Annotated in this window: 26 protein-coding genes; 10 read left to right on the top strand and 16 right to left on the bottom strand. The window is 68.4% G+C overall.

The annotated features are described in order from the left end of the window. Nucleotides 1–19: 19 nt before the first annotated feature. From rpsR to rpmB, 4 genes are read right to left on the bottom strand one after another with little or no spacing between them, the layout of a single operon-like run. Nucleotides 20–241: a 30S ribosomal protein S18 gene (gene rpsR / locus AB5J62_RS17365; protein WP_370949257.1), complete on the bottom strand. Its 222-nt coding sequence runs from the start codon at nt 239–241 to the stop codon at nt 20–22. A gap of 5 nt (nt 242–246) precedes the next feature. After that, a complete protein-coding gene (gene rpsN / locus AB5J62_RS17360) occupies nt 247–552 on the bottom strand; it encodes a 30S ribosomal protein S14 (protein WP_370949256.1) in 306 nt (101 codons plus the stop codon). Continuing rightward, nucleotides 552–719, bottom strand: a complete 168-nt coding sequence (gene rpmG / locus AB5J62_RS17355; RefSeq protein ID WP_370949255.1) for a 50S ribosomal protein L33 — start codon at nt 717–719, stop codon at nt 552–554. Before rpmG ends, rpsN begins: the two co-directional genes overlap by 1 nt. Next, the gene (gene rpmB / locus AB5J62_RS17350; protein ID WP_091286289.1) at nt 719–955 is read right to left on the bottom strand and encodes a 50S ribosomal protein L28; all 237 of its coding nucleotides are present in this window, start codon (nt 953–955) and stop codon (nt 719–721) included. Before rpmB ends, rpmG begins: the two co-directional genes overlap by 1 nt. A 49-nt stretch (nt 956–1,004) precedes the next feature. Here rpmB and mrf point away from each other — a divergent pair, with 49 nt between their 5' ends. From mrf to AB5J62_RS17330, 4 genes are read left to right on the top strand one after another with little or no spacing between them, the layout of a single operon-like run. Further along, nucleotides 1,005–2,240 carry a ribosome hibernation factor-recruiting GTPase MRF gene (mrf, locus tag AB5J62_RS17345; RefSeq protein WP_370949254.1) on the top strand — a complete coding sequence of 412 codons (1,236 nt, stop codon included), beginning with the start codon at nt 1,005–1,007 and terminating at the stop codon, nt 2,238–2,240. After that, the gene (locus AB5J62_RS17340; RefSeq protein WP_370949253.1) at nt 2,237–2,488 is read left to right on the top strand and encodes a type B 50S ribosomal protein L31; all 252 of its coding nucleotides are present in this window, start codon (nt 2,237–2,239) and stop codon (nt 2,486–2,488) included. Before mrf ends, AB5J62_RS17340 begins: the two co-directional genes overlap by 4 nt. Next, complete coding sequence (gene rpmF / locus AB5J62_RS17335; RefSeq protein ID WP_091286280.1) at nt 2,488–2,646, top strand: 50S ribosomal protein L32; 159 nt, start codon at nt 2,488–2,490, stop codon at nt 2,644–2,646. Before AB5J62_RS17340 ends, rpmF begins: the two co-directional genes overlap by 1 nt. Continuing rightward, nucleotides 2,643–3,689 (top strand): GTP-binding protein, encoded by a 1,047-nt coding sequence (locus AB5J62_RS17330; RefSeq protein ID WP_370949252.1) that lies wholly within the window; start codon nt 2,643–2,645, stop codon nt 3,687–3,689. The genes rpmF and AB5J62_RS17330 overlap by 4 nt, the downstream gene beginning before the upstream one ends. Here AB5J62_RS17330 and AB5J62_RS17325 read toward each other — a convergent pair. The 7 genes from AB5J62_RS17325 to AB5J62_RS17295 all read right to left on the bottom strand — a co-directional run bounded on the left by AB5J62_RS17325 (nt 3,686) and on the right by AB5J62_RS17295 (nt 11,840). Continuing rightward, nucleotides 3,686–3,982, bottom strand: coding sequence for a hypothetical protein (locus AB5J62_RS17325; RefSeq protein ID WP_370949251.1), 297 nt, complete (start codon nt 3,980–3,982; stop codon nt 3,686–3,688). The genes AB5J62_RS17330 and AB5J62_RS17325 overlap by 4 nt on opposite strands. Before the next feature lie 80 nt (nt 3,983–4,062). Further along, nucleotides 4,063–5,481 (bottom strand): aspartate aminotransferase family protein, encoded by a 1,419-nt coding sequence (locus AB5J62_RS17320; protein ID WP_370949250.1) that lies wholly within the window; start codon nt 5,479–5,481, stop codon nt 4,063–4,065. Then, nucleotides 5,474–6,787 carry an MFS transporter gene (locus AB5J62_RS17315; protein ID WP_370949249.1) on the bottom strand — a complete coding sequence of 438 codons (1,314 nt, stop codon included), beginning with the start codon at nt 6,785–6,787 and terminating at the stop codon, nt 5,474–5,476. Before AB5J62_RS17315 ends, AB5J62_RS17320 begins: the two co-directional genes overlap by 8 nt. A gap of 39 nt (nt 6,788–6,826) precedes the next feature. Beyond that, a complete protein-coding gene (locus AB5J62_RS17310) occupies nt 6,827–7,765 on the bottom strand; it encodes a sphingomyelin phosphodiesterase (protein WP_370949248.1) in 939 nt (312 codons plus the stop codon). A 10-nt stretch (nt 7,766–7,775) separates the two neighbouring features. Continuing rightward, nucleotides 7,776–9,785, bottom strand: coding sequence for a neutral/alkaline ceramidase (locus tag AB5J62_RS17305; protein ID WP_370949247.1), 2,010 nt, complete (start codon nt 9,783–9,785; stop codon nt 7,776–7,778). A 111-nt stretch (nt 9,786–9,896) separates the two neighbouring features. Next, complete coding sequence (locus AB5J62_RS17300; protein ID WP_370950284.1) at nt 9,897–10,922, bottom strand: LLM class F420-dependent oxidoreductase; 1,026 nt, start codon at nt 10,920–10,922, stop codon at nt 9,897–9,899. Between the two features lie 9 nt (nt 10,923–10,931). Continuing rightward, the gene (locus AB5J62_RS17295) at nt 10,932–11,840 is read right to left on the bottom strand and encodes an oxygenase MpaB family protein (protein ID WP_370949246.1); all 909 of its coding nucleotides are present in this window, start codon (nt 11,838–11,840) and stop codon (nt 10,932–10,934) included. Nucleotides 11,841–11,927: 87 nt separating this feature from the next. On the opposite strand from AB5J62_RS17295, the gene AB5J62_RS17290 reads away from it, so the two are divergent. After that, nucleotides 11,928–12,515: a TetR/AcrR family transcriptional regulator gene (locus AB5J62_RS17290; RefSeq protein ID WP_370949245.1), complete on the top strand. Its 588-nt coding sequence runs from the start codon at nt 11,928–11,930 to the stop codon at nt 12,513–12,515. Nucleotides 12,516–12,542: 27 nt separating this feature from the next. Here AB5J62_RS17290 and AB5J62_RS17285 read toward each other — a convergent pair whose 3' ends face one another. The 5 genes from AB5J62_RS17285 to AB5J62_RS17265 form a co-directional block, all read right to left on the bottom strand. Next, on the bottom strand, nt 12,543–12,962 hold the full coding sequence (locus AB5J62_RS17285) for an Imm1 family immunity protein (RefSeq protein WP_370949244.1): 420 nt from the start codon (nt 12,960–12,962) through the stop codon (nt 12,543–12,545). Further along, entirely contained in the window at nt 12,950–13,246 is a 297-nt protein-coding gene (locus tag AB5J62_RS17280; protein ID WP_370949243.1) for a DddA-like double-stranded DNA deaminase toxin, read from the bottom strand. The genes AB5J62_RS17285 and AB5J62_RS17280 overlap by 13 nt, the downstream gene beginning before the upstream one ends. Then, nucleotides 13,143–14,168, bottom strand: a complete 1,026-nt coding sequence (locus AB5J62_RS17275) for a group II intron maturase-specific domain-containing protein (RefSeq protein ID WP_370949242.1) — start codon at nt 14,166–14,168, stop codon at nt 13,143–13,145. The genes AB5J62_RS17280 and AB5J62_RS17275 overlap by 104 nt, the downstream gene beginning before the upstream one ends. Next, nucleotides 14,165–14,923 carry a reverse transcriptase N-terminal domain-containing protein gene (locus tag AB5J62_RS17270; protein ID WP_370949241.1) on the bottom strand — a complete coding sequence of 253 codons (759 nt, stop codon included), beginning with the start codon at nt 14,921–14,923 and terminating at the stop codon, nt 14,165–14,167. Before AB5J62_RS17270 ends, AB5J62_RS17275 begins: the two co-directional genes overlap by 4 nt. 577 nt (nt 14,924–15,500) lie before the next feature. Then, complete coding sequence (locus AB5J62_RS17265; RefSeq protein ID WP_370949240.1) at nt 15,501–16,184, bottom strand: DddA-like double-stranded DNA deaminase toxin; 684 nt, start codon at nt 16,182–16,184, stop codon at nt 15,501–15,503. A 150-nt stretch (nt 16,185–16,334) separates the two neighbouring features. Here AB5J62_RS17265 and AB5J62_RS17260 point away from each other — a divergent pair, with 150 nt between their 5' ends. The 5 genes from AB5J62_RS17260 to AB5J62_RS17240 all read left to right on the top strand — a co-directional run bounded on the left by AB5J62_RS17260 (nt 16,335) and on the right by AB5J62_RS17240 (nt 21,241). Further along, complete coding sequence (locus tag AB5J62_RS17260; protein WP_370949239.1) at nt 16,335–17,096, top strand: IclR family transcriptional regulator; 762 nt, start codon at nt 16,335–16,337, stop codon at nt 17,094–17,096. Nucleotides 17,097–17,166: 70 nt separating this feature from the next. Next, nucleotides 17,167–18,936, top strand: a complete 1,770-nt coding sequence (locus AB5J62_RS17255) for a glycosyl transferase (protein ID WP_370949238.1) — start codon at nt 17,167–17,169, stop codon at nt 18,934–18,936. A gap of 12 nt (nt 18,937–18,948) precedes the next feature. Beyond that, nucleotides 18,949–19,776 (top strand): DUF4397 domain-containing protein, encoded by an 828-nt coding sequence (locus tag AB5J62_RS17250; protein ID WP_370949237.1) that lies wholly within the window; start codon nt 18,949–18,951, stop codon nt 19,774–19,776. Continuing rightward, on the top strand, nt 19,763–20,344 hold the full coding sequence (locus AB5J62_RS17245) for a class F sortase (RefSeq protein WP_370949236.1): 582 nt from the start codon (nt 19,763–19,765) through the stop codon (nt 20,342–20,344). Before AB5J62_RS17250 ends, AB5J62_RS17245 begins: the two co-directional genes overlap by 14 nt. An 81-nt stretch (nt 20,345–20,425) precedes the next feature. Then, nucleotides 20,426–21,241 (top strand): alpha/beta fold hydrolase, encoded by an 816-nt coding sequence (locus AB5J62_RS17240; protein WP_370949235.1) that lies wholly within the window; start codon nt 20,426–20,428, stop codon nt 21,239–21,241. The last annotated feature ends 6 nt before the right edge of the window (nt 21,242–21,247 follow it).

The raw sequence follows: 21,247 nt of genomic DNA, 5'->3' as shown, positions 1-21,247 counted from the left end.
CACAAGGAGGTGCGCCTTCTCACGGGTACGGGAGCAAAGCCATCTCCCGCGCGTTCTTGATCGCGACGGCCACCTGCTTCTGCTGCTGCGGCGTCAGCCCGGTGACCCGCCTCGCCCGGATCTTGCCCCGGTCGGAAATGAACTTGCGCAGCAGGTTCACGTCCTTCCAATCCACTTCGGACACACCCTCGGCGATGAGCGGGTTCTGCTTGCGCTTGAGCGGCCTCCGCTCCTTCTTCACCGGCCTCACCAGCTCGACTTCGAGACGCCGGGCAGCTCGCCGTTGTGCGCGGCCTGCCGCATCCGGACTCGGGACAGCCCGAATTTGCGCAGGTAGCCGCGCGGGCGGCCGTCGGCGGCGTCCCGGTTGCGGATCCGGGTGGCGCTCGCGTCCCTCGGCATCTTCTGCAGGGCGGAGACGGCGGCGTTGCGTTCCTCGGCAGACGAGCGCGGCGACGCGATGACGGCCTTGAGCTCGACGCGGCGCTCGGCGTGGCGGGCCACGATCACCTTGCGCTGCTCGTTCTTCGCGATCTTGGACTTCTTCGCCATCAGCGCTCCTCCTTGAACTCGACGTGCTTGCGCACGATCGGGTCGTACTTCTTCAGCACCATCCGGTCGGGGTCGTTGCGCCGGTTCTTCTTGGTCACGTACGTGAACCCGGTGCCCGCGGTCGACCGCAGCTTGATGATCGGCCGGACGTCGTTGCTCTTGGCCATCAGAGCTTCACCCCCTTCGCGCGCAGCTCGGCGACGACCGCCTCGATGCCGCGCTTGTCGATGGTCTTCATGCCCTTGACGGACAGCCGCAGCCGGATCCAGCGGTTCTCACTGGCCAGGAAGTAGCGGTGGACCTGCAGGTTCGGCTCCCAGCGCCGCGACGTCCTGCGATGCGAGTGCGAGACCTGCTTGCCGTAGCCCGGCTTGCGGCCGGTGACCTGGCACACGGCGGACACATGCCCTCCCAAGTTGGTAGTGGTTATCGTTTTCATCTACTCTACACGCGTGATCGAAAACCAGCGAGTGCCCCTCGTCCTCATCAGCGGCCTGTCACCCGGCAGCGGCACCCTCGCCGCCCTGCTGCGCACCGAAGGCACCGCGGTCGTCCACCACAACCTGCGCGAGATCACCTCCGGCGTGGTGCGGCGCCGCGTCCAGCTCAACGGCCGTGACCAGACGACCACGCTCGAACTCGCGCACGGCTGCGTCTCCTGCACGCTGCGCGAGGACCTGCTTCCCTTGCTGCGCAAGCTTTCCCGGATGCCGCAGGTGACCAGGATCGTGCTCAAGCTCGACGAGGCCATGGAGCCGGAACCGGTCGGCTGGGCGCTGCGCAACGTCCTCGTCGGCGAGACGCCGGTGATCGAGGACGTCGAGCCGGTCGGAGTGTTCACGGTCGTCGACTGCGCGACCTGGCTCGACGACGTCACCGGCGACGACCTGCTCGGCGAACGCGGCCTGCTCGCCAGCCCGGAAGACGAGCGCACGATCGCGCAGGTCGCGCTGGCCCAGGTCGAAGCGGCGGACGTGCTCGTGCTGAGCGGCGCGGCGCCCGACGCGTGGACCGCGGCCAAGGCGTCGGCCATCCTCGACCGGGTCGCGCCGTCGATCCCGCGCGTCGAACTGTCCACTCTGGACTCGACGACCGTGCTCGGCCTGGTGCCTTCGGACGCGCGCCTCGGCGCACCGTCCGACATGCACGGCGCGCTGCTGCGCGGCCAGCCCCCGCTGCACGCCGACTGCGGGATCGCGCTGCTGACCTTCACCGCGCAGCGCCCGTTCCACCCGGAACGCCTGCACGAGGCGATCGACGTGCTGCTCGACGGGGTCATCCGCACCCGTGGCCGGGCCTGGGTGGCGAGCCAGCCGGACGTGGCGTTCTGGATCGAGTCGGCGGGCGGCGGGCTCGGCATCGGGCACGCCGGGCCGTGGCTCGCGGCCGACGACGGCCCCGACTGGGCGGACGTGTCCCCCGAGCGCCGCACGCTGGCGTCGCTGCGCTGGCATCCCGAGCACGGCGACCGCGCGCAGGAGATCGTCGTCGTCACCGACCGGGCCACCCCCGACGAGGTCGAGGCCGCGCTGACCGGCGCGCTGCTGACCGACGAGGAGCTCGCCGCCGGGCCGCCCGCGTGGCGCGTCTACCCCGACCCGTTCGGCTCGTGGCACGAAGAGCCGTGCGAGGACGACGACGCCGAAGACCTGCAGCCAGTTTCGAACCGAAAGGAAGAAAACCAGTGAAACCGGGCATCCACCCCGACTACCACCCCGTGGTCTTCAAGGACACCGCGAGCGGCGAGGCGTTCCTGACCCGCTCGACCATCACCTCGCAGCACACCATCGAGTGGACGGACGGCAGCACCTATCCGCTGGTGAACGTCGAGGTCAGCGCCTCGTCGCACCCGTTCTGGACCGGCACCGCGCGGGTCATGGACACCGCGGGCCAGGTCGAGAAGTTCCACCGCCGCTACGGAAGGCGTACCAAGTAATGGCCGTGCCCAAGCGCAAGATGTCGCGCAGCAACACCCGTTCCCGCCGCGCGCAGTGGAAGGCCGCCGTGCCGGATCTGGTGCCCATCAAGGTCGACGGCGTCGAACAGCTCGTGCCGCGCCGCCTGATCAAGCATTTCCAGCGGCTCGCCAAGTGACCACACCGGTCACGGTGCTCTCGGGCTTCCTCGGCGCGGGCAAGACGACACTGCTCAACCACGTGCTCGCCAACCGCGGCGGGCTGCGGGTCGCGGTGATCGTCAACGACATGAGCGAGATCAACATCGACGCCGCGCTGGTCCGCTCCCGCACCGAGGAACGCCTGGTCGAGATGGCCAACGGGTGCATCTGCTGCACGCTGCGGGAGGATCTGCTCGACGAGGTGGCCAGGCTCTGCGCGGAGGACCGCTTCGACTACCTGCTCATCGAGTCGAGCGGGATCTCGGAGCCGATGCCGGTCGCGGCGACGTTCAGCTTCCTGGACGTCGCCCGGCTCGACACCATGGTCACCGTGGTCGACGCGGTGCGGTTCCTCGCCGAACTGGCGGCCGGTGACTCACTGGCCGAGCGGCGTCTCGACCAGTACGAGGACGACACCCGCACGGTCAGCGACCTGCTGATCGACCAGGTCGAGTTCGCCGATGTGCTGCTGCTCAACAAGACCGACCTGGTCCCGGTGTCCGAAGTGGACTGTCTGGTCGCGACACTGCGCAGGCTCAACCCGGCCGCGCACGTGCTGGTGTCGAGTCACGGCAAGGTGCCGGTCGAGCAGGTGCTCGGCACGGGCCGTTACGACGAGCTTCGCGCGCAGGAAGCGCCGGGCTGGGTGGCCGAGCTCAACGGCGACCACGTGCCGGAGACCGAGGAGTACGGCATCTCGAGCGTGGTGTTCCGCGCCGACCGGCCGTTCGACCCCGGTCTGCTGTGGACGTTCGTGAACTCCTTGGACGCCAAGGAGTTCGGCACGATCCTGCGGTCGAAGGGCTTCTTCAGCCTGGCCTCACGGCCCGGCGTGCTCGGCCTGTGGTCACAGGCGGGCTCGGTCGCCCGGTTCGAACCGCACGGCGTCTGCCAGGCGCCCCGGCAGGAGCTGGCGTTCATCGGCACCGAGCTGGACAAACCGGGCCTGCTCGGCGCACTGGCCGACTGCCTGATCGGGGACGACCTCTTCCCGGAATGGGACGCCCCGCACGTGCACTAGTGGTCGTCGTAGTGGTCGCCGTGCACGGCGTGGCGGTGGCCGTCGTGCAGGTAGTCGACGTGGTCGCCGTGCGGGACGGCGACGTGGCCGCAGCCCTCGCCGTGCACGTGGTCGTGTGCCTCGTGCACGGCGTGGTCGGCCGGTTCGCACTCGTCGTAGTGCCCGTCGTGTGCGCGGTGCAGGTGGCCGTCGTGCACGTAGTCGACGTGGTCACCGTGCGGGGCCGCGACGTGGCCGCAGCCGTCGCCGTGCAGGTGCGGGTGGTCGGTGTGCGCCGCGTGCGAGAGGGTCATGGCGTGCGGTCCCTTTCAGTCCGAAGTGGACGCGACGCTAGCAGCAGGAGATCACCTTTTCCGGCTGGAACAGGTCGCTCTCACCCTTCCGTGCGACCACCGGGCTGGTAGAGCGCGCCCAGGAATTCCAGCAGCAGGCGCTCGCGCAGGCGGGCTGGCGCGGTCGCGAGCAAGGCGTTGATCGGGGCCATGCGCTCGGGCAGCCCGGCCGCTCCCCCGAGTCCCGCGGCGGCGAGCAAGCCCGCGAATTGTTCTGAGGTAAGTGAATCCGGATCCAAAGCAGCGACAAAGGCCGCCACATCGGCGTCGACGATCACCGGGCCGGCGGCGCGCGCCGCGGTGACCGACGCGGCGAAGTCGTCGAGGAATTCCTTTTCGTGGCCCCGATTCGCCGCCGTGATCGTCAGGTGCAGGTTCACCGGCGACGACAGATGCGCGAACTGCGGCTGGACGTACCAGCCACGCGCCTTCATCTCGTCGGCCACGGTGAACAGGTCGAAATCCTCACCGATCGCGGCGATCGACACGAGCGTCGAATCCGGCGAGCCGAGCACGCGCAGGCCGTCGATCGCGTCGACACCGGCGCGAATCGTGCGGACGGCGTCCCAGACGTCGGCGGCCAGCTTCTCGTAACCGTCGTCGCCGATGTGGCGCAGCACCGCCCACGCCGCCGCGAGCGGGCCACCCGAGCGGGTGCTCTGCAGCGTGGTGTTGAGCATCGTGTAACCCGGCCAGTCCGCGCTCGCGAAGTACTGCGAGCGGCGCAGCGAAGCGTTGGCGTGCACCAGAACCGACACGCCTTTCGGGCAGTACGCGTACTTGTGCAGGTCCACCGACATGCTCGTGACGCCGGGGACGCGGAAGTCGAACGGCGGCACCGGCGCGCCCAGTCGCTTGAGATACGGCAGCACCCAGCCGCCGATGCACGCGTCCACGTGCATCCGGACACCTCGCGCCGACGCGGCGGCGGCGATCTCCGGGATCGGGTCGACCACGCCGTGCGCGTACGACGGCGCGCTGGCGACGACCAAGACCGTGGTCTCGTCGATCGCGGCGGCCATCGCCTCGGGGTCCGCGCGGAACCCGGCGTCGACCGGCACGGCGATCACGCGCACGCCGAAGAAGTGGGCCGCCTTCAGGAAAGCCGCGTGCGCGGTGACCGGCAGCACCACCGACGGCGCCGAGATCTCCGGGTGCGCGTCGCGGGCCGCCAGCAGCGCGAGCATGCACGACTCGGTCCCGCCGGAGGTCACCGAACCGACCTCGCCGCCGAGCAGCGCGATCGCGGCCGCGACGAGGTCGTTCTCCATGCGCAGCAGGCTGGGGAACGCCGTCGGGTCGAGACCGTTGGCCGAAGACGCCATCGCGTGCGCGGACGCGGCCAGTTCGTCGACGCCCGCGAGCCCGCTGTCGTAGACGTAGGCCAGTGTGCGGCCGCCGTGGGTCGGCAGGTCGCCCGCGCGCAGGGCCTTGAGCTCGGCGAGTACGTCGTCAGGCACTGATGTGCTCCTCCAGCACCGAGCGGCGCAGCAGCGGGATGCCCAGCGAGATCAGGATGGCGGGCAGCACGGTCGCGCCGAGCAGGATCGCGGTGATCGCGCTGTCCGGCTGGACCACGACGGTCTTCGCGTCACTCGACAGGTACCCGCCTGCCGCGAGCACGCCGCTGAACAGGAACGGGCCGACCGCGAGGCCGAGTGTCTCCGAGGCCGTCCACACGCCGGCGGCGATGCCCGCGCGGGTGGCGCCGGTGCGTTCCTCTTCGGCGCTGATCAGGTCGGGCAGGATCGCGAGCGGGAACACGGAGATGCCCGCGTAGCCGACGCCCGCCAGCGCCGCGAAGACGAGCGAAAGCCACACCGGGAAGATCAGGCCGCCGAGCAGGCCGATGAGCGCGACGCCGAAGATGGCCGTGGCGAGCCGGAACCCGGCGAGCTTGCCCCAGCGGGACCCGACGATCGGCCAGACCGGCATCATCCCCAGCGCGGGCAGCACGAACACGGCGAAGATGACCGTGCGGTAGCCGGACGAGCCGAGGATGTGCGAGGCGTAGTAGCTGATCCCGGCGAGCACGGTGCCCACACCCAGCGCCTGCACGAAGTACACGCCGAGCAGCCAGCGGAACGGGCGCCAGGCCGCGATCGTGCGGACGAGCTCGCGGAAGCTCACGGTGTTCGGGCGCAGCGAGCCGACCGGCGCACTGCGCAGCCCGAAGTACACGACCAGGGTGCCGCCGAGCGTCACCAGGCCCATCACCACGCCCATGACCCGGTACCCGCCCGCGCCGCCGATGAGGTCGGTGATCGCGGGCGCGCCGCCACCGGCGACGAGGATCGCGACGGCGAGGAAGCCGATCCGCCAGCTCGTCAGCTTCGTGCGTTCGGCCGGCGATTCGGTGAGTTCGGCAGGCAGCGCGTTGAACGGCACCTGGAAGAACGCGTACGCGGTGGCGCACAAGAAGAACGTGATGACCACATAGGTCGCGTCGAGCGCGGGCTTGCCGAAGCCGGGGTGCGCGAACATCAGCGCGAACAGCACGGCCACGCCGATGCCGCCGCCGAGCAGGAACGGCCGCCTGCTCCCCCGTTTCACCAGGTCGGCGTCGGACAGCCGGCCCGCGATGGGGTTGAAGATGACGTCCCACGCCTTCGGCACCAGCACGATCAAGCCTGCCGCGGCGGCGGGCACGGCCATCGTGTCGGTCAGGTACGGCAGCAGGAGCAGGCCCGGCACCGTGCCGAAGGTCCCGGTGACGAACGAGCCGAACGAGTAGTTGAACCTCGTGCTTGCTGGCAGCGCCGCCATGGTCCTCCTGTCGCGGGTCACCCCGAAATCTCCAGGAGATCAGTACTGGAGTTTCGCAGCCACGGGATAGTGGTCGGAGGGAATCGTGCCACCGTCGTAATGCACCACTCGTACCGGGCCGACCGCGGCGGGTGCGCGGCCGGACACGGCGCCGATGTAGTCGAGCGAGTCGCGGTAGCCCGCCGGCGCGGCCTTGGGGTTGGTCACGGCGTCGAAGGTGTAGCCGGGAGCAGTCGAGAGCGTGCCGCCGAGCGCGGCCTCGCCCTGCTGGACCTGGGTGCGGCCCTGCGCGTCCTTGCGTTGCTGCCCCGCGAAGTACTCGATGTTCAGGTCGCCCGCGACGCTCACCGGCTCGCCGGCCGGTGCGTGTTTCGCGACCAGGTCGCGGAGTTCGCCCAGCTGGGCCATGCGCGTCTGGTGTGCCTTGGGCAGCGTGTCGGGGCCTTCGTCGGCCTGCATGTGGGTGCCCGCGATCCACAGCGGACGGCCGTTCGCGACGATCCGGACGAGCGCCGCGCCCTTGTTGGACCAGTTGTCCCAGGTGCCGCTCAAGGAGTTGCGGTAGACGAGCTGATGCTTCGCGGTAATGGGATATTTGCTCAGCACCGTGACACCGCCGCTGATGACGAACGGCGACGACGAGCAGTTCCCGTCGACGGTCGTCCAGCCCGCCGAGGTCGAGCAGTACTGCCCGACCAAGGGCGTCTGGTGCGGCCAGGTGTTGCTGAGCCGGGTACGCAGATCCTCGGCCTGTGCGCTGAACGCCTCGGAGAGCACGACGACGTCGGCGTCCTCCGCGCGGATGACGGACTCCGCGGCGCGTGCCCTGGCCTCCTTGTCGGAGGTGTTCGGGTTCGCGATCCACGGCAGCTGCCAGATGTTGAACGCCAGGACGTTCACCTCGCCCGCCGCGTGCGCGGGCACCGCGAAGCCGAAGAGGGCAGCGACTATCGCGCCGACGATGCCGATTTTCCGCACAGGTTCCCCTTTACGAGACTATGAAGGCGCGGGAGGCGCCGCTGAACGAGCTGATCGCGCCGTTCCAGCCGTTCTTCCAGTCCCCGAAGTGCACCACGCGATACTTGCCCGCCGGGGCATTCGCCGGGACATCCCAGGTAATGGTGGCTTTCGAATCGGCGATGCCGGTACGGGTCCAGCGGTACTTCGTGTCCCAGTCGCCGTCGTCGGCGTGGCGGACCCACTGGCCGTTGTCGTAACGCTGGACCTCGAAGAACGTGGGGCGGAGCTTGTTCTTCGGGTGCCCGGTGACGAACTCGACGGTGACCGTGTCGCCACGCCGGTAGGTCGCGGAAGCGTCGGCGAGCACGTCGCCGAAGTTCTTGAACATCGGCGCGCTGTCGAAGACGACGCCGGTCTGGAAGTTGATCAGCTTGCCGCGCAGATCACGCGGGGTCGGCCCGTGCGGCACCGTGGCACCCGTCTTCATCGCGGCCGCGAGCTTGCCGAATTCCTGTTGGTAAGCGGGCAAAGTGTTACGGCCGAAGAGCGTCGACGCGCCTTCGTACTGCTGCGAGTCGTACTCCTCCGGCGTCGTCACGTACTGGCTGTACGCGTTGGCGTACCCCTGCACGAGGACGTTCTCCAGCGGCACACCGAGTTCGGCGGCGACCGTGCGGCGGATGCGCAACCCGGCGACGATCGTGAACTCGGCGGGCCCGCCGACCAGATACAACTGTCCAATGCGGACGATCTGCAGCGGCAGCACTTCCGGCGCCCACGGATACGGCTTCATCAGCCCGAACGGGACCGCGACCACCTTCGGCGCCTGCGCGTCCGCGAGCGCCTGCGGGATCGGCGCGTCCGCGCCGCCGAGCCAGTCGATGAACGGGTTCTTCACACCCTCGGGCAGGATCGGGATACCCGGGCCGTCTTCGACGCTGCCCGCCAGCATCGAGACGCCGATGGCCGCGGCGCAGGTGCGCTGCGGTTTCCCGCTGGTGGTGTACTTCCCGTCGACGACGACCGCGGACATGTCCACATAGGTCATCCGGTGGTCGACCCCGCCGGTCACGGACTCCCGCGCCGCGTCGAACGCGCGCTTGGCCGCCTGGAACTGCAGGTCGCCGATCGTCTTGGTGCGGGTCAGCTCCTCGGCGGTGGTGCTCGGCTTCAGGTCGAGGTTCGGTGACATGTCACCGGAGTTCGTCTGCGGGAACGCGGCGACGAACCCGGCGGGCCCGTCGAGATAGCGGACGCCGCGGTTGTCGTGCTCCCACTCGTACGCGGCGTAGCCCTTGTTGTCACCGCTGATCAGCAGGTTAGCGTTGTTCATCGAGGTGCCGTGGGTGGCGAACCAGCTGATCGCGCCGACGTCGGCGCTCCCCTGCCTGAACCGCAGCACGGTCACCGCCGGGTCGATCGCCTTCGGGAAATGCGCCTTGTCTGCGGCCGGGTTCAGCTCGAACGCGGGCCGGGACCGGTTGACGCTGGCGTTCTCGAGCGTGGTCCTGCCCAGCGTGAGCGTGCCGGGCTTGAGGTTGCGGTGCGCGGCCGAGATCGCCTCGAAGATGCCGTCGACCACCGCGTTGTAGGTCTGCTCCTGGAAGCCGAGTATCGCGAGATCGTAAGCGGCGTAATGGGAATCGCCGCCACAGGCCGCGTGCGTGTGCGTGGCGTTGAGCAGCAGGTTGCGCTCGGTGTAGAGGTCGCCGAACGCGGCGGCGAGCTTGCGCAGCACGCCTTGGTGCACCGACTGGAAGATCGCGCCGAGATCGGCGGTGACGAACACGATCCGGTTCGTCCCGTCGGCGACGATGAAGGCACGCGCCCGCGTCCGCAGATGGATGCCCGCGGTCTTCTGCTGCGGCATGGAGTAGCCCATCATGCCGTTCTCGGCGGCGGGCCCGGTGACGTCCGCGATGCCGACGCCGACCAGGTAGCCGCCCTGTGCCTGAGCCGCTCTCGCCTGCCCCGCCAAGCCCGCGACCAGCGGCAACGCCGCCGCTCCAGCCAGCACGTGCCTACGGCTCACCGTCATAACGCCTCCAAACGCGAACTACTTTCACGTTAAGTGATCCGCGTCACCGGCGCAAGCCCGGGGATAAAGCGGGCTTTACTCCCGGGAGTAAAGCCCGCTTTATCCCGGATTTCAGGCGAGGACCTCCGCGACCGAGCGCAGGGTTCCCGCGTCGCCGCGCAGCAGCAGCGTGGTGACCACTGTGGACTCCCACCGCGCGAGTTCTTCGCGGATCTTGGCGGCGGGCCCGATCAGCGCGGTGTCCTCGACCAGCGAGGTCGGGATCGCCGCGGTCGCCTCGGCCTTGCGCCCGGCGAGGTAGAGCTCCTGCACCTTGTCCGCGACGTCCTCGTAGCCCATGCGCGCGAAGACGTCGTGATGGAAGTTGACGTCTTTCGCGCCCATCCCTCCGATGTACAGCGCGAGCGAAGGCTTGATAAAGCCAGCAGCCGCTTCGACGTCGTCATGCACGATCACCGGCACCGAGGCCGCGACCTCGAAGTCGTCGATCGTGCGCCGGGCGCCCGGCCGCGCGAAGCCTTCTTCGAGCGCGGCGCGGTAGAACGCGTCCGTCTTGGGCGAGAAGAACAGCGGCAGCCAGCCGTCACAGATCTCCGCCGACAAAGCCACGTTCTTCGGGCCTTCGGCGGCCAGATAGATCGGGATCTCCTTGCGCAGCGGGTGCACAGTGGACTTCAGCGGCTTACCGAGCCCAGTGCCACCTTGCAGCGGCAACTGGAAGAACTTGCCGTCGATGGTCACCGGCTCTTCGCGCGCGACGACCTTGCGCACGATCTCGACGTACTCGCGGGTGCGCGCGAGCGGCTTCGGATACGGCTGTCCGTACCAGCCCTCGACCACTTGCGGGCCGGACGCGCCGAGCCCCAGCACGAACCGGCCGCCGGAGAGGTGGTCGAGCGTCAGCGCGCTCATCGCGGTCGCGGTCGGGGTGCGCGCCGACATCTGGACGATGTTGGTGCCCAGCTTGATCCGCTCGGTCGACGCGCCCCACCAGGCGAGCGGGGTGAACGCGTCCGAGCCGTAGCCCTCCGCCGTCCACACGGAGTCGAAGCCGAGCGCCTCGGCCTCCTTGATCGTCTCCAGCGCGTCCGCCGGCGGACCCGAGGACCAGTACCCGAGGTGATAGCCCAGTTTCATAGTCAATGCCTACACCTTCGGCGAGTAGTGCGCGGGATTGTCACGCCGTGAGATCGGCGGAAGGTTGCGCCGCGGCGTCTCCACCAGCGGCGCGTCGGCCGGGATCGCACCCCGCACCCGCCGCCATCCCGCGCGGGCCCTCGGGTGGTACCGCCGGTCGAACGGCACGAACTTGAACGCGAAGTCGATCGCTTTCCCGACCAGCCGGTGCCTGCGCTCGTCCCCCGCGCTCCACCGATACCCGAGCAGGTCCCGGATCGACTGGTCGTACAGCCCGACGGTCAGCCACACGAAGTTCCGCGCGACGAGCACCCGCATCGGCCGCCAAGCCCAATCCGGCAGCCACGACACCGGGCTCGGCAGGCCGCTGAGGTCCAGCACGTCTCGGGTGGCCTTGTTGTCCTCCAGCACGTCTTCGCACATGCGCTTCCAATAGAGCTGGAACGCCTCCCAGCTCTCCGGCACCGGCCGCATGCTCATGTCGTACATCCGGTACCACTGGACATGTTCGTCGAACAGCCGTCGTTTCGCGGCCTCGTCGAGCCCGCCCATGAAGTGGTCGGCCATCAGCACCACGCTCATGAAGAATGTCGAGTGCGCCCAGTAGAAGGTCTCCGGGTTCAACGCGTGATAGCGGCGACCTTGTTTGTCCACGCCTTTGATCATGTCGTGATACCCGCGCACGGCCAGCGCGGTCTCGTGCGCCCTCGGCCCGTCGTAGACCACGCCCCCGATCGGGTAGAGCGACCGGAACAGCCGCTGCCACCGTTCCTCGAAGAACCGCGAGTGCTCCTCGACGCCCGCGCCCAGCTCAGGGTGCATGTTCTGCATCGACCCGGCCCACAGCCCGATCAGCAGGCCACGCCAGTCGCCGAAGTACTTCCACGTGAGTGAATCGGGACCCAGCGGTTCCGGCATGACCACTCCTCGTCGAGATGGTTGACTGACAACGCGCGTGGTCAGGTTAGAATTGACAACGGCCGTAGTCAACTGAGGAGTAGGTAGATGAGCACCTGGGCGGGCACCAAGCTCGAAGACCGCAAGGCCGCCCGCCGCGCCCAGCTCCTCGACGCGGCCATCGACCTGCTCGGCGCCTCGGACGGCCCCGCGCTCAGCGTCCGCGCGGCGTGCCGCCACGCGAAACTCACCGAGCGCTACTTCTACGAGAGCTTCCCCGACCGCGAAGCACTGGTCGTCGCGACGTACGAGCACGTCGGAGCTCTCGCCCACCAAGCACTCGTCGACGCGGTCCAAGCCGCTCCCACCCCGGACGCCCGCGCCGAAGCCGCCGTGACCGCGTTCGTCGAGCTGATCGTCGACGACCCGAGCAAGGGGCGGGTGCTACTGCTCGCGCCGACGACCGAGCCTGCGTTGAGCCGGCGCGGGGTCGAACTGCTGCCCGCTTTCGCGGCTCTTGTGCGGGGGCAGCTGTCCAGCGGGGCCGATGACCTCGATCGGCAGATGACCGCCATCGGGTTGGTCGGGGCGCTGGCGAACCTGTTCATCGGCTATCTCGATGGGACTCTTGAGGTTCCGCGTGACCGGCTGGTCGGCCATTGCGTGGCGCTGGTGCTCAACGCCGACAAGCCCTGACTTCGCTTAGCTCATTCGAGCAGCGGATCACGACGCGTCAGTTTCAACCACGCTCGGTCGCTCACCAGTCGTAAGAAACTCATGGAGCCCACGGCGCACAGTGCTCATCGGGACTTCGGCATCGGCTGCCACCTCGGAAACATTGCCCATGTAGACGTAAGGGACCAGTTCGTCGGGGCTGCCTTCACCTTTGGTACTTCCACCGATTTCATCGTGATAGGTGATGAAACCGAGTTCCATGCCGACGCCGACCTCGAGGACGGGGTAGCCGCCATTCCCCTTGATGCCGACTTGGACCATCTGGCCGAGACGGTTGTCCTTGGTCTCTTCGAGCACCCGATTGAGTAGTTCGTCCAGTTCGACCACGCTGCCGACGACGATCGCCGGGGCGCCCGGCCCAAGGTCGTTTTCCGGCTCCTGGTCGTACCAGACTTCTAGCTCAACCACTTCTTGCCTCCTGTGAAAGTCCTTCGGTAGTCCGGTCCGTGCACCGTCATCGAGTATCCCGCGGGCAAGATCACCGGCAGCAAGCGGTCGCAGCTCAGCAACCCGCCGCCGGGTAGCGGGGACGCATTGCTGCGTCCCCGCCCCCTCAGAACCGGACTTGCGACTTTCACCGCATCCGGCTCAAGCAAGCCCTGAAGGCGATCGAGCGGATGACTGGTCCTGTCGCCGGAACCCTGTCCGGCAGTAGGCGTGTATGAGATAGATCTGTTCCTTGATCGGCTCATCCGGTGGTCGCGTGGCGATGTGGTTCGATCTCATCGCCTTCTTGACCACCCGCAACCATCGCTCCCACTCCTGCGGGCTTTCCGGTTGCCGGTCGGCATGGAGCAGATAATCGCCACACACCCAGCACGTTCCCTGCTGTTGCTTGAGCAGTCGCAGGGTCGTGTTGTCGACGGGCGAGAACCTTCTGCGGCGACGATCTGCCCAGTAGTCCGTCAATGTGGGGTCGTCCACTGACGAGGTGCCTGTGACCATGATATGCCGAACAATTTTCGTCCAGCCGAAGTGGTGTAGATAGGCACCGGTGACATGATCACCGAAAACCCACTTCTCGTTCCTGGACTTATTGAAACGTCCGAAATAGCGCGAAACGATCCACCGTCGCGACTTATTCGGATGACGGTGCAGCCCCCACCGATAAAGTAGGTGGAACACATAGTGGTCCAAGTCCTGAAAGATCTTCTTGGACACTACCGTGCGGTAATAGGCCGCCCAGCCACGCACGATCGGATTGAGCGTGCGCAGCAACGCCTTGGTCTCGTGGCCGCGATGGCCACGAATCTCGGCACGTAACCGTCGTTTGATCCTGAAGACCGCCTCGCGACTGGGTTTGATGAGCAGTTTCCCGTTGTAACGACGGATGTTGAAGCCGAGGAAGTCATACCCTTCGTCGAGGTGGACGATACGTGTCTTGTCCTCGTTGAAGGCCAGCCCTCTCTGCTTTAACCACTCAGCCAGCCGCGTTTTGACCTGCTCGGCTTGCTGCCGCGTGTGGCAGAGCGCGACCATGTCATCGGCATAGCGCACCAGCACCGGCGAGTCCGGCTTGGCATACCCAGGCTGCTCCCTCCAGTTCAGGTACTGCACGCCAGCAGCGTTCTCCATCCCGTGCAGCACGATGTTCAACAGCAGCGGACTGATCACCCCGCCCTGCGGAGTTCCCTCCGAAGACGGAAGAAACCGTGTCCCTTCAACCGCGCTTCTACCTTGAGCCACTGCCGGATCAGACCGCGCCCCGGAACGGTTCCGAGTGCGTCCAGCAGGTGGCCGTGGTCGACGTTGTCGAACGCGGCGGCCAGGTCCGCGTCGAGAATCCACTGCCGTCGTGGGTTCTTGCCCCGCGATGACCCGAAGATCTGCCCGATCGCGTCATGGCAACCGCGTCCCGGCCGGAACCCATACGACTTGGGTTCGAACCGGGCTTCCCATTCAGGTTCCAGCGCGTTGACCATGCGTGCTTGCAGCACGCGATCCACCACCACCGGAATCCCCAAAGGGCGCTGTTTTCCATTGGCCTTCGGGATATACACCCGCCGGACCGGCTTCGCCCGCCACGGCCTGACCTGATGGTGCACCCACCAGGTCAGCATGGCGCGCTGGTCATCGAAGGCCACGACCCGGCCGTCGATGCCCGCCGTCCGGCGGCCAGCATTGACCTGCGTCACTCGCCGAACACTGACCAGAGTGTTGCAGCGACTGCGCAGCATCAGCTTCTGAAGATTACGTACCTTCTTCAGATCTCCCGCTTTGCTCGCCGTGAAGATCCGTTGCCGTAATCGCCGTACCTGCTTCTCCGCGACAGGGAAGTCAACCCGGTCCCAATCGAGATAGCCGTCCTCCGGTCCGTTCACCGCCGCCGAAGCGGTAGCGCCTAACTTGTCCTTCGGTTCCGACGTCACAACCACACCACCTTCACAGACTCACCTGATCCACGTCAGCTCCCTTTCAGGCCGGACATCAAGCCCGTATCCAGCCAGTTATCCACACGACCCAGATTGAGAGAGGCCGGGAAAGCGCGTGCGGTTTCCTGTGTCCTTTCGGCTGCTGGCATTCGCTTCCTGGATCATCCCAATCCCGCCGAGGAATTACGCTCTCCTTACGGTCGGCCTACCGCGATTCACCGAATCTCGGACCTCGTCGGGGTTACCACGTTCCGCATACGTAAGAAACGACCGGGGTGGGTGCCCCCTGAACCGCGGGGCGGTGGTGTCCGACCCGGTCAACCCTTGCTCCATGACCGGCACCCGCCGCTTCTCAACGGCCAGCCCTATACCTCACTCAAACAACCCATCGGTGAGGGTCCAACATAACGCGGCATCACTGAGGGTTCACTGCATTCACCCGTCCGGTCTTCCCCTCGCCCGTAGCCCCTGGATGGAACAGGAACCCTTCGGCTTCCATTCGAGCTTCGCACCCTGCCGTTACCAGCAACGCACGTCGAAAGCGGGGACGGCTTCAACGGACACAAAGCCGGGACTACACCTCCGACATAATCGGACCTCCATATCGGTGCATCCACTTAACGCATGCGACCTCGTGTCGCAAACAAGGCCGGTTGTTGAGGACGACTTCGGCGTGCGTGGTGCCACTGTTCACCATGCGCGCCGCCAGTTTCATTTCGACATGGTCGGCGACAACCGGACGCCTGCTTGCCGACAGCCCCGCGGCTTGCAGCTGACTCCACACCTCTTCGGCGTCGGCGTCACGGCCACTGGCGAGCTGCTGCGTGTTCCCCTCGGCGTCGATCCACTTGCCGTACGTCTTCTTGCCCTCAGGGTTGGGCTTGGGCACCGCGGGTGGCAGCTGATCCCTGAGAGCCGCCAGCTCGGCAGCGCCAAGCGGACGCCGGTCGACCGGTCGAGTCCGCGCCGAGGGAAGGCCTCCGGATCTGCTGGGCGACTCACCTCCGCTGATCGCGGAGAGATAATCGGTCAACTCCCGCGCGATCATCTGCAGCGTTTTCCGCACCCGCGCGACTTCGTCAACAGCTACGACGAGGCGCTCCAACGCTTGACCCGCGTCCTGGTCGTGTGCGCCCCGTGTGGCCTCGGCAAGACCATCGCGTGCTTCTTGGAACGCCCGACCAGCGGCTTCCACGGTGCCGACGGGGAGCCCTCTGAGCGTTGCGGTCACTCCGCGCACAATGTCCTCGAGCGACACACCCCTCTCCCCTCACCCATGCCCGAGGGTACGGAACGTTTTCAGCCCTGCGGCACATCAAGTCGGCATTCACCCGAAACTCCACTCTGCGGCCAACGCAGGACAGGCAGTCGTGACCCGGGCGAGGCCGGAATGCGGCACACTCACCTCATGTGTGCCGCTGTGCGGAACGAGATCGAGAACGACGCCGGGGTGACCGCGCTCCGGCTGACCGCGGTGCTGACCGCGTTCGGGCCGGGTGACGGGCCGCTCGGGGTGTCCGAGCTGGCGCGGCGGACGGGGATCGCGAAGTCGAGTGTGCACCGGCTGATCGGGCATCTCGTGGCGAACGGGCTGCTGGAGCGGGATGGCACGTCGGTGCGGCTGGGGCTGAAGCTGTTCGAGATCGGGCAGCTGGCCATCCGGCAGCGTGGGCTGGTCGACGCGGCGCGGCCGCATCTGGCCGATCTGCGGGAGGCGACGCGCAACACCGTGCATCTCGCGGTGCTCGAAGGCGCTGAGGTCGTCTATCTCGACATTCTGCGGGGACCGGACGCGCCGCGGCTGCCGTCTCGGATCGGTGGCCGGTTCCCGGCGCACGCGACCGCGGTCGGGAAGGCCATTCTCGCGTTCTCCGAACAGTCCGAAGTGGACAGTGTGATCGCGGGCGGGCTGGCTCGGGTGAGTACCAGGACCATTACCGCGCCAGGCCTCTTGAAGCGGCAGCTGACCAAGATTCGGGCCGAGGGGATCGCTTACGAGCGCGAGGAATCCGGGACCGGGGTGGTGTGCGCGGCCAGCCCGGTGCTCGGGGGTGACGGGAAGCCTGTGGCGGCGCTGTCGATCTCCGGCTGGGTGAACCGGGTGCGCACCGAACGGGTCGGGCCCGCCGTGCGTACCGCCGCGCTCGCGTTGTCCCGCGCGCTGACCTGATCTTCGTTGCCTGCCAACGAAACGATAGGCCGTCTCGGTGACGCCCGGCTGGACGCTTACTTCGGCGCGAATGGCGGACTACGCTGTGCCGACGATGACTCAGGTCGCGCTCAGTGAACGCTCGACGGCGCACCGGGCTTTCGGGCGGCGCCGGCTCGAGTCCGTCGATGTCCTGTTGGCGCTGCTGGCGCTGACCGGCGGGCTTCGGCTCGTCCATCTCGCGGCGGGGCGGACGGATTTCGAGGCGCAGCCGGTCGCGCGGGTCTTCGCGCTCAGCCACCTGCAGTCCTATCCGGGGGTGCCCACCGGCGCGTCGAGCCCGTTCGGCTGGGCGCAGTTGGCCGGCTACGACCTGCTGACGCGGGCGTTCGACCGCCAGGCCCCTGTCGACGCCGTGCGCGAAGCCGCGGTCGTCGCGGCGCTGGGCACCGCGGTGCTGTTGTGGATCCTCGCCAAACGCGCCGGGCTGCCGAACTGGGCCGCGACCGGCACCGTCGTCGTACTAGCGGTGTCACCGCTGGCGATCGGCGTGCAACGGCTGGTGCTCGCCGAGAACCTGGCCGCGCTCTGGCTGCTCGCCGCGCTGGCGATGATCCACACCGCGCGCGGGCTGGGCCGCGATCTGCTGGTTTCTGTTTTTCTGCTGGCCGCCGTGCTGACGTCGCCACTCGCGTTCGCGATGCTGCCGACAGCGGGCTGGCTGCTGGTACGCCATCGTGACCCGAACCGCGCGGTGACGATCGGGGTGACCTTCACGCTGGCGCTCGGTCTCGCCTTCGGGCCCGCCGCCGGTCTGCTGCGGCCGTCGCTCGGCCCCGGTTCCGGGCTCGGCTCGTGGGTCGGGCTGGATCCGGTCGTCGTGACGATCGCCGTCGTCGTCTCCGTGGCCGGCCTGTGGTCGCGGACGTGGCGGCCGTTCGGCGTCGGCGTGGTGCTGCTCGCGATCGCGGCGCTGTGGCAAGGCCCCGCCGCCTTGACGCTCGCGCTGCCGTTCGCGCTGCTGACGACCGCGGGCACGCTGCGCGGCGCGGCATTGGCCCGCGCGCCACGCCATCGCAGGCAGTCGGGCAGGCGGCGGTACTCGATCCCGGTGGTGATCGCGGGTTACCTGGTGATCGCGGCGCTCACCGCGAGCTGGATCAGTGGCTTCGCCGTGCTCCGCGCCGACCCGCCGCCCCCCACGCTGACCGAAGGCGCGCAATGGTTGCGGGACAACGCTTCCGGCTCGCGGGTGGTGGCCGACGACGAGGGCTGGACCGAGCTCGCCGCCGCCGGCTGGCCGACCGGTTCACTTCTGGTGGCCGCCGCCTGCGCGGCCGACTGCGAAACCGCCGACTGGGTGCTTTCGACGCCCGCGCTGCGTAGCCGGAAACCCGCGCTGCCGGAGCTGACGTTCGCCAAGCCCGCCGCACGCTTCGGCGACGTGGAGGTCTCGCGCGTCAGCACCGCCGACGCGGAGCCGCCTGCCAAGGAACAGGGTTCGCGCGCGCGGGCGGGCTCGATGCTCGCGACCTCACCACGCGTCCGGCTGCTCGCCGACGCCGACGCCTTGCGCGGCGGGCAGGTCGACCCGCGGCTGCTGGCGACGATCGCCGCCTACGTGTCGCTCGATCCGCTCAAGATCGTGGCGCTGCCAGCGATCCCCGGCGAGGATTCGGCGGGGCAGCCGCGCCGCCGGGTGGTCTTGACCGGCGACGATCCCGCCAAGATCGCGCAGTTCTTCGGCGGCCAGCGCGACATCTTCCGGCCCGCGTCGGTCGCCACCGCGGACGGCCTGGTCACGGTGACCTACTCCCTGTTCCCGCCGGGCGGCCTGCTGGCGCCGTTCGACACTCCCTGAAAGGCAGTCGAGATGGAGCGCTTCCGAAGAATCGCGGCGGTGCTGGTGCTCGCCGCGCTACCGCTGACCCCGTCCGTCGCCGAGGCGACGACCGGCCCCGGCCCGACGGTCGGCTGGCTCCGCGTCGGCCACCTCTCCCCCAAGGTGCCGCCGGTCGACATCTACGTCGCCGCCTTCGGCCGCCAGAAGAAGGTCGTGATCCGCAAGGCGGGTTACGGCGCGGTGACCCCGTATTCGTCGCTCAACCCCGGCGCGTACACGCTGTCGATGCGCCCGGCGGACGCGGCCGCCTCGACGCCGCCCGCGCTCACGGCGACCGTGTCGATCACCGCGCAGACCGCGTATTCGCTGTTCGTCTTCGCCAACGGCCCGGACGGGACGTTGAAGGGTGAGCTGATCACCGACGACCTCACCCAGCCGAAGGCGGGCTCCGGCCGGGTGCGGCTGGTGCAGGGTTCGGCGGCGGTCGCGCCGGTGACCGTCAACGGCCCCAACGGAATGGTCGTCGCGAAGGACGCGGCGTACGGTCTCGCGACGCCGTACGCGGACGTCCCGCAAGGCCGGTGGCCGTTCCAGCTGACGGGCGGCGGGACCTCGTCGCAGGCCTCGGTCGACGTGCGCGCCGGTTCGGTCACGACCGTGCTGGTGACCGAGAATCCCGGCGGTGGCTTGAAAACCGAGGCGCTCGCCGACGGCGCCACCATGGCGGATCCACCGAAGATGGGCATCGAGACGGGCGGCGGCGGAACCGCGCCGGGTGGCTACGGAGGCTGGCTCGTCGTCGCCTCGGGTGTCCTCTTAGGACTCGGCTGGCTGACCTGGCGCCGTGCGACGCGCTGAGCTTTTCCTGCTGTGCCTGGTGTTCGCGGCTGGCTGCGCAGCCGCGCCCGCTCCGGCCAGTCCGCCGACGACGACACCGAGTCCGGCCACTGTGGAGTCGTTGCCGCCGCGCGGTGACACGCGTCCGGTCGGCTTGTCCATCCCGGCGATCGGGGTCGAGGAGACGGAGATCGTCCCGCTCGGCCTCGATCAGGCCGGGCAGCTCACCCCGCCGTCGGACTTCCGGCGGGTCGGCTGGTACACCGGCGCGCCGGTGCCGGGCGACCCCGGGCCCGCGGTGCTCGCCGGCCACGTCGACTCACGCTCGGGCCCGGCGGTGTTCTTCCGCCTGCGTGACCTGAAACCCGGCGACCAGGTGACCGTCCGCCGCTCCGACGGGCAAGCCGCCACGTTCCGCGTCGACACCGTGCAGCGCTACCCGAAGGACGCGTTCCCGACCGCGGCCGTGTACGGCCCGGCGCCGGGCAGCGCGCTGCGGCTGATCACCTGTGGCGGCAGTTTCGACGCGGCGGAACGCTCCTACCGCGACAACATCGTGGTCTACGCGTCGACGAACTGGGCCGACTGATCGTGACCCCCGTCACTCTCCTTGCCAATTCTAAGACGACCGGTCATATTGAAATGACCGACGCTTCGAGAGGACGAGGACATGAGTGAGATCAAGACCCGCTTCCGCACGATCAACGGCCTTTCCATCCGCTACGCCGAAAGCGACGGCCCGCGCGACGTCGAAGCACTCCTGCTGAGCCCCTGGCCGGAAAGCCTCTACGCCTTCGACGCGACCTGGCCGAAGCTGGCCGAGCACGCCAGGCTGATCGCGGTGGACCTGCCCGGTTTCGGCCACTCCGAGCTGCGTGAGGACCTGCTCTCCCCGAAGGCGATGGGTGAGTTCGTCGTCCGCGTCGCCGACGAGTTCGGCTTGGCGGCGCCACACGTGGTCGGCCCGGACATCGGCACGGCCGCTTCCCTCTTCGCCGCGGCGGCGCACCCGGGACGGTTCCGCAGCGTGACCGTCGGCAGCGGCGGCGCGGCGGTGCCGTTGCGGCTGGGCGGCGTGCTCGAAGAGTGGGTGCTCGCCGAGGACCTGGCGCCGTACCGGGCCATGGAGCCCAAGGACGTCGTGACGACCGCGATCAACGCCATCGAGGGGTACGAACTGCCGAGGGACGTGCGCGAGGACTATCTCGCGGCGTACTGGGACCAGCGCTTCGCCGACCAGATGCCGTACGTCCGCGCCTACCCGGCGGAACTCCCGATCCTGGGTGACCTGCTGCCGACGATCACGACCCCGGTCCAGATCATCGCGGGTGCCAAGGACCCAGTGGTGCCGGTCGTGAACGCCGAGTACCTGCACGAGCGCCTGACGGGCAGCAGGCTCACCGTCCTCGACGCCGGTCACTTCGTCTGGGAAGAGGACGCGCCGGGCTACGCCAAGGCCGTCACGGACTGGTGGCGGGCGAACTAAGCTGGA

It is taken from the genome of Amycolatopsis sp. cg5 (assembly GCF_041346955.1).
Lineage (GTDB): Bacteria > Actinomycetota > Actinomycetes > Mycobacteriales > Pseudonocardiaceae > Amycolatopsis.
This window is presented reverse-complemented; position numbering and strand designations above follow the sequence as displayed.